The 5,038-nt window shown below is 71.5% G+C and carries 6 protein-coding genes and 2 pseudogenes; 4 read left to right on the top strand and 4 right to left on the bottom strand.

The window, feature by feature from the left end:
• The 3 genes and pseudogenes from EHS43_RS37075 to EHS43_RS37065 all read right to left on the bottom strand — a co-directional run.
• Positions 1-332: pseudogene (locus EHS43_RS37075) on the bottom strand (two-component sensor histidine kinase); the annotation flags it as partial.
• 184 nt (positions 333-516) lie between these two features.
• Positions 517-795, bottom strand: coding sequence for a hypothetical protein (locus tag EHS43_RS37070; RefSeq protein WP_125195018.1), 279 nt, complete (start codon positions 793-795; stop codon positions 517-519).
• A 22-nt stretch (positions 796-817) separates the two neighbouring features.
• Entirely contained in the window at positions 818-1,612 is a 795-nt protein-coding gene (locus tag EHS43_RS37065) for a PspA/IM30 family protein (protein ID WP_125195017.1), read from the bottom strand.
• 202 nt (positions 1,613-1,814) lie between these two features.
• On the opposite strand from EHS43_RS37065, the gene EHS43_RS37060 reads away from it, so the two are divergent.
• From EHS43_RS37060 to EHS43_RS37050, 3 genes are all read left to right on the top strand, one after another.
• The gene (locus EHS43_RS37060) at positions 1,815-2,492 is read left to right on the top strand and encodes a DUF3043 domain-containing protein (protein ID WP_185806572.1); all 678 of its coding nucleotides are present in this window, start codon (positions 1,815-1,817) and stop codon (positions 2,490-2,492) included.
• A gap of 83 nt (positions 2,493-2,575) precedes the next feature.
• On the top strand, positions 2,576-3,277 hold the full coding sequence (locus EHS43_RS37055; protein WP_125195015.1) for a bifunctional 2-polyprenyl-6-hydroxyphenol methylase/3-demethylubiquinol 3-O-methyltransferase UbiG: 702 nt from the start codon (positions 2,576-2,578) through the stop codon (positions 3,275-3,277).
• A gap of 57 nt (positions 3,278-3,334) precedes the next feature.
• Entirely contained in the window at positions 3,335-4,426 is a 1,092-nt protein-coding gene (locus EHS43_RS37050; RefSeq protein WP_125195014.1) for a S1C family serine protease, read from the top strand.
• Between the two features lie 43 nt (positions 4,427-4,469).
• Here the strand turns inward: EHS43_RS37050 and EHS43_RS37045 are convergent, their stop codons facing one another.
• Complete coding sequence (locus tag EHS43_RS37045) at positions 4,470-4,685, bottom strand: hypothetical protein (protein ID WP_037719591.1); 216 nt, start codon at positions 4,683-4,685, stop codon at positions 4,470-4,472.
• A 152-nt stretch (positions 4,686-4,837) separates the two neighbouring features.
• On the opposite strand from EHS43_RS37045, the pseudogene EHS43_RS37040 reads away from it, so the two are divergent.
• Positions 4,838-5,038: pseudogene (locus EHS43_RS37040) on the top strand (adenosylcobinamide kinase/adenosylcobinamide phosphate guanyltransferase); the annotation flags it as partial.

Raw genomic sequence — 5,038 nt, 5'->3', positions numbered from 1 at the left:
GTGGAGGCGACCGTGAAGAGGGCGATCACGGCGGCCATGGCGACGGGGGCCCGGGGGTCGCCGGTGACGGACTCGACGACAGCGGCCGTGCCGGTGAGGGCGAGGACGGTGCGGGGGGCGCGGCGGCGGAAGACCAGGGCCGCGGCGGCGAGCGCGATGAGGACGAGGCTGAGGGGGGCCGGGGTGCGGATGCTCCAGCTGACGTCGTGGTTGCCGTGGGCGTCCACGAAGGAGCCGGCCACCATGCAGACGAGGACGCCCGTGGCGAGGACGGCGTCCGCCGCCACGGGGTGTGCTTTGAGGTGGCGGAGTACTCGGTCCCGGGGGGTCACGTCTGCCAACGGTACGGGGTCCTGCGTCGCTTGGACCGGGGGCTGCCTGGACCTTCCGGCTTGCGGCCGGTGGTGGGCGCGCGTCCCTGGGGGCTGCGCCCCCCAGACCCCCGTCGGCCCGAAGGGCCTCGTCCTCAAACGCCGGACGGGCTGTGTGTCCTGAACCGGCGTCCAGGAAGCACCGTCAGCCCGGGATCAAGCCGTCGTCGCTCAGCAGGTCCCGGACCTCCTCCAGGGTGGCGTCCGGGGACGGGAGGATCAGTTCCGAGGGTTCCAGGGAGTCGTCCGGGAGCGGCACGCCCAGTTCCCGGACCCGGGCGAGGAGGGCCTGGAGGGTGCGGCGGAAGCCGGGGCCGTCGCCCTTCTCCACCTCGGCCAACAGTTCGTCGTCGAGCTTGTTCAGGTCGGCGAGGTGGCTCGCGGCCAGCCTCACCTGCCCCTCCCCCATGATCCGTACGATCATGTCGCCCTCCTCGGCGTGGGACCTACTGCTTGTCGAAGCGCGGGGTGTCCTGCGGCTGCTGGGACTGCGACTGGCCGGTGCCGCCCTCGATCGCCTGCTGCTGCGAGGACGAGCCGCCCGCCAGCTCCGCCTTCATGCGCTGCAGTTCCAGCTCTACATCCGTACCACCGGAGAGCCGGTCCAGCTCGGCCTGGATGTCGTCCTTGTGCATGCCCGACTGGTCGTCGAGGGCACCGGAGGCGAGCAGTTCGTCGATCGCGCCGGCCCGGGCCTGGAGCTGGGCGGTCTTGTCCTCGGCCCGCTGAATCGCCAGGCCCACGTCGCCCATCTCCTCCGAGATGCCGGAGAAGGCCTCGCCGATCCGGGTCTGTGCCTGGGCCGCGGTGTAGGTCGCCTTGATGGTCTCCTTCTTGGTGCGGAAGGCGTCCACCTTGGCCTGGAGGCGCTGGGCCGCAAGGGTGAGCTTCTCCTCCTCGCCCTGGAGCGTGGAGTGCTGGGTCTCCAGGTCGGTCACCTGCTGCTGGAGCGCGGCACGGCGGGACAGCGCCTCACGGGCGAGGTCCTCACGGCCGAGCGCGAGCGCCTTGCGGCCCTGGTCCTCCAGCTTCGAGGACTGCGACTGGAGCTGGTTCAGCTGGAGCTCCAGGCGCTTGCGGGAGGTCGCCACGTCGGCCACGCCCCGGCGCACCTTCTGGAGCAGCTCCAGCTGCTTCTGATACGAGTAATCGAGGGTTTCGCGCGGGTCCTCGGCCCGGTCAAGGGCCTTGTTCGCCTTCGCGCGGAAGATCATCCCCATACGCTTCATGACACCGCTCATGGGCTTCGCGCGCCCCCTTCTGACGGACTTCCAGCTCAGCTCTGCGACAGAACCCACAGTACGGGCCCTGCATCCATTGACGCACTGTTCCGGGACGGATGCGCTCATCCCCAAGGACGACTGACCGATCCCCTGCTCCGGCGTGAGGAGTAGGTGACCTTCAGGGTGAGCAAGTCACCGGACGTCCCCTCTGTCCCCCTACATGACGACTGGTGTTGCCGGATCGTTCCCCACCGGGCTGGGGTCCAACCCCGGACACCCCTTACCCTTGGGTTTTGTGTTCCGTAGCCGTGCCACCAAGGAAGAGAAGGCCGCCGTCGCCGACAAGGCGCAGCTGACCGACTCCAAGCAGCCCCGCGACCCGCAGGCCCCCAAGGGCCGGCCCACGCCCAAGCGCAGTGAGGCCCAGTCCCAGCGCCGCAGCGTCGCCAACACGTCGCTGACCCGCAAGGACGCCGCCAAGCGCCAGCGCGAGGAGCGCCGGGCGGCGCTGGAGAGGCAGCGCCAGGCGCTGGCCGGCGGTGACGAGCGGTACCTGCCCGCGCGGGACAAGGGCCCGGTGCGCAGGTTCGCCCGCGACTTCATCGACTCGCGGTTCAACGTGGCGGAGTTCTTCCTGCCGATGGCCGTGGTCATCCTCGTGCTGAGCGTGGTGCAGGTGGGCGCGCTCCAGAGCATCGCGCTGCTGCTGTGGCTCGTCGTGATCGTGCTGATCGTGCTCGACTCGATCCTGACCGGTTTCCGGCTGCGGAAGCGGCTCACCGAGCGCTTCCCGGACCAGAACCGCAAGGGCGCGGTCGCCTACGCCCTGATGCGCTCCCTCCAGATGCGTCGCCTCCGGCTGCCGAAGCCGCAGGTCAAGCGCGGAGAGCGGCCCTGAGTACGACAGCTTTCTCCGGGGGCGCGGCGGATGCCTGGCTGGGCAGGCTGGGTGGGCTGCGGAATGTCGTACGACAGGAGCTGGTGGCCCGGCAGCTCGACGAGCAGATAGTCGGCCGGTACCCGGTCGGGCAGCGGCTGCGGGTGCTCGACGTGGGGATGGGCCAGGGCACGCAGGCGCTGCGGCTGGCCCGGGCCGGTCATCAGGTGACCGGGCTCGAACAGGACGCCACCATGCTCGCGGCGGCCAGGCAGTCCCTGTCCGCCGAGCCCGAGGGCATCCGGGAGCGGATGCGGATCATCGAGGGCGACGGCCGGGACACCGGCGTGCACTTCCTGCCGGGCAGCTTCGACGTGGTGCTGTGCCACGGCGTGCTCATGTACGTCGAGGAGCCGGACCCGCTGCTGGCCGGCCTGGCGCGGATGCTGGCCCCGGGCGGACTGCTGTCGTTGCTCGTGCGCAACGGTGACGCGCTGGCGATGCGGCCGGGACTGGCCGCGGACTGGGCCGGCGCGCTGGACGCCTTCGACTCCACCGCGTACCGCAACCGGCTGGGCCTGGACGTGCGGGCCGACCGGCTGAGCACGCTGACCGCGACGCTCGCCGGTATCGGGGCGCCGCTCCAGGCCTGGTACGGGGTGCGGGTGTTCACGGACACGGCGGCGGACGACACCGCCCTGCCGGCCGACGTGGAGGCGCTGCTGGCCTGCGAGGAGCGGGCCGGGCGGACGGATCCCTACCGCGGCATCGCCGCGCTGCTGCATCTGTGCGGGGTGCGGGGCTGAGCCCGTTCGGGCGAACAGCGCAGGCCCCGGCATCCGCCCCGACGTGAGACTCGGGGCATGAACGCTTCGCGTACCCGTGCTTCGCGGCTGCCGTGGGCGGCGCTCGTGTGTTCCGTCGTGCTCCTGTCCGGGTGCTCCGGGTCCGGGTCCGCCGGCTCCGGTTCCTCCGGGCGCGCGGAGGCCACGGCCACGCAGGCCGTGCAGGCGGTCGCGCCCGCCGCCGACGGCGGCGACCTGCAGCTCGACTACCAGAAGGTGATCAAGGACGTGCTGCCGTCGGTCGTGCAGATCGAGGCCGGCGGCGATCTGGGGTCCGGGGTGGTGTACGACGGCAAGGGGCACATCGTCACCAACGCGCATGTGGTCGGGGACGCGAAGACCCTCAAGGTGACGACGGCGAACAGCGAGAGCCCGCTGACCGCGACGCTCGTGTACTCCTACCCCCAGCAGGATCTCGCCGTCATCAAGCTGGACAAGGTGCCGAACGGGCTGCGGGCGGCGGTCTTCGGGGACTCCGCCAAGGTGCGGGTCGGGCAGATCGTGCTCGCCATGGGGTCGCCGCTCGGGCTGTCGTCCAGCGTGACCCAGGGCATCGTCTCGGCGACCGGACGGACCGTCAGCGAGGGCGGCGGTGACGGCGAGGCCACGACGACGATCCCGAACATGGTGCAGACCTCGGCGGCCATCAACCCGGGCAACAGCGGTGGCGCCCTCGTCGATCTGGACAGTCACGTCATCGGCATTCCGACGCTCGCGGCGATCGACCCCAACCTCGGCAACAGCGCGGCCCCCGGGATCGGGTTCGCGATCCCCGCGTCGATGGTGCGGACGGTCGCCGACCAGATCATCAAGGACGGCAAGGTCACCGACTCGGGCCGGGCCGCGCTCGGCATCGCCGGCCGGACGGTCCTCGACGACAGCCTCCAGCCCGCCGGGGTCGCGGTCGTCCAGGTCAAGAGCGGCGGGGCCGCGGACAAGGCGGGCATCCAGGAGGGTGACGTCATCACGCAGTTGGGCGACACCCCGATCACCACGATCACGTCGCTGGCCGAGGCGCTGGCCGCCGACAAGCCGGGTCAGCGGACCTCGGTGACCTTCACGCGGGACGGCAGCGCGAGGACGGTGGACGTGACGCTGGGCGAGCAGTGAGGGGGACGGGCGAGGACTCCGTCATGGCCCTCGCCCCGCCCTGTCACGCTTCCTCTGCCGCCTTCAGGCTCATCGGACCGTAGATCTCGGTGGCGTCCTCGAACAGCCGCACCTGTTCCGCGCCGCCCGCGAGCAGGGGCTTCCAGTACTCACCGAGCCAGGACTCGGCGTCGCCCTGGGTGGTGAACTCCTCCGGCTCTACGGCTGGCTCGGTCTCCGCGCCGTCGGCCTTCTCGAATCGCCAGGTCCATGTCGCCATGTGAGCCTCCCGTGTTTGATCCGTTACGAAGAGCACCCTAAGCGGTAGTTCGCGGACCGCGGGCCGGTGGGGGTTGCTCGCGCGGTGCCCCGCGCCCCGTGAAAGCGCCTCTGCGCGCGCTGGATCGACAACCACCGGCGAGAATCGGTCTCGTGGAACTGACACTGCTCGGCACCGGCGCCCCCGCCGGCCTCCCCCGGCCCTTCTGCCCCTGCGCCTCCTGCGCCACCGCGCTCGGCGCCGACGCGCGGGCCGCCACCGCCGTGCTCATCGGCGGGACCCTGCTGCTCGACCTGACCCCCGGGGCCGCGTTCGCCGCCGCCCGCGCGGGACATTCACTCGCGGGCGTACGG

Source organism: Streptomyces sp. RP5T (genome assembly GCF_003933965.1).
Classification (GTDB): domain Bacteria; phylum Actinomycetota; class Actinomycetes; order Streptomycetales; family Streptomycetaceae; genus Streptomyces.
This window is presented reverse-complemented; position numbering and strand designations above follow the sequence as displayed.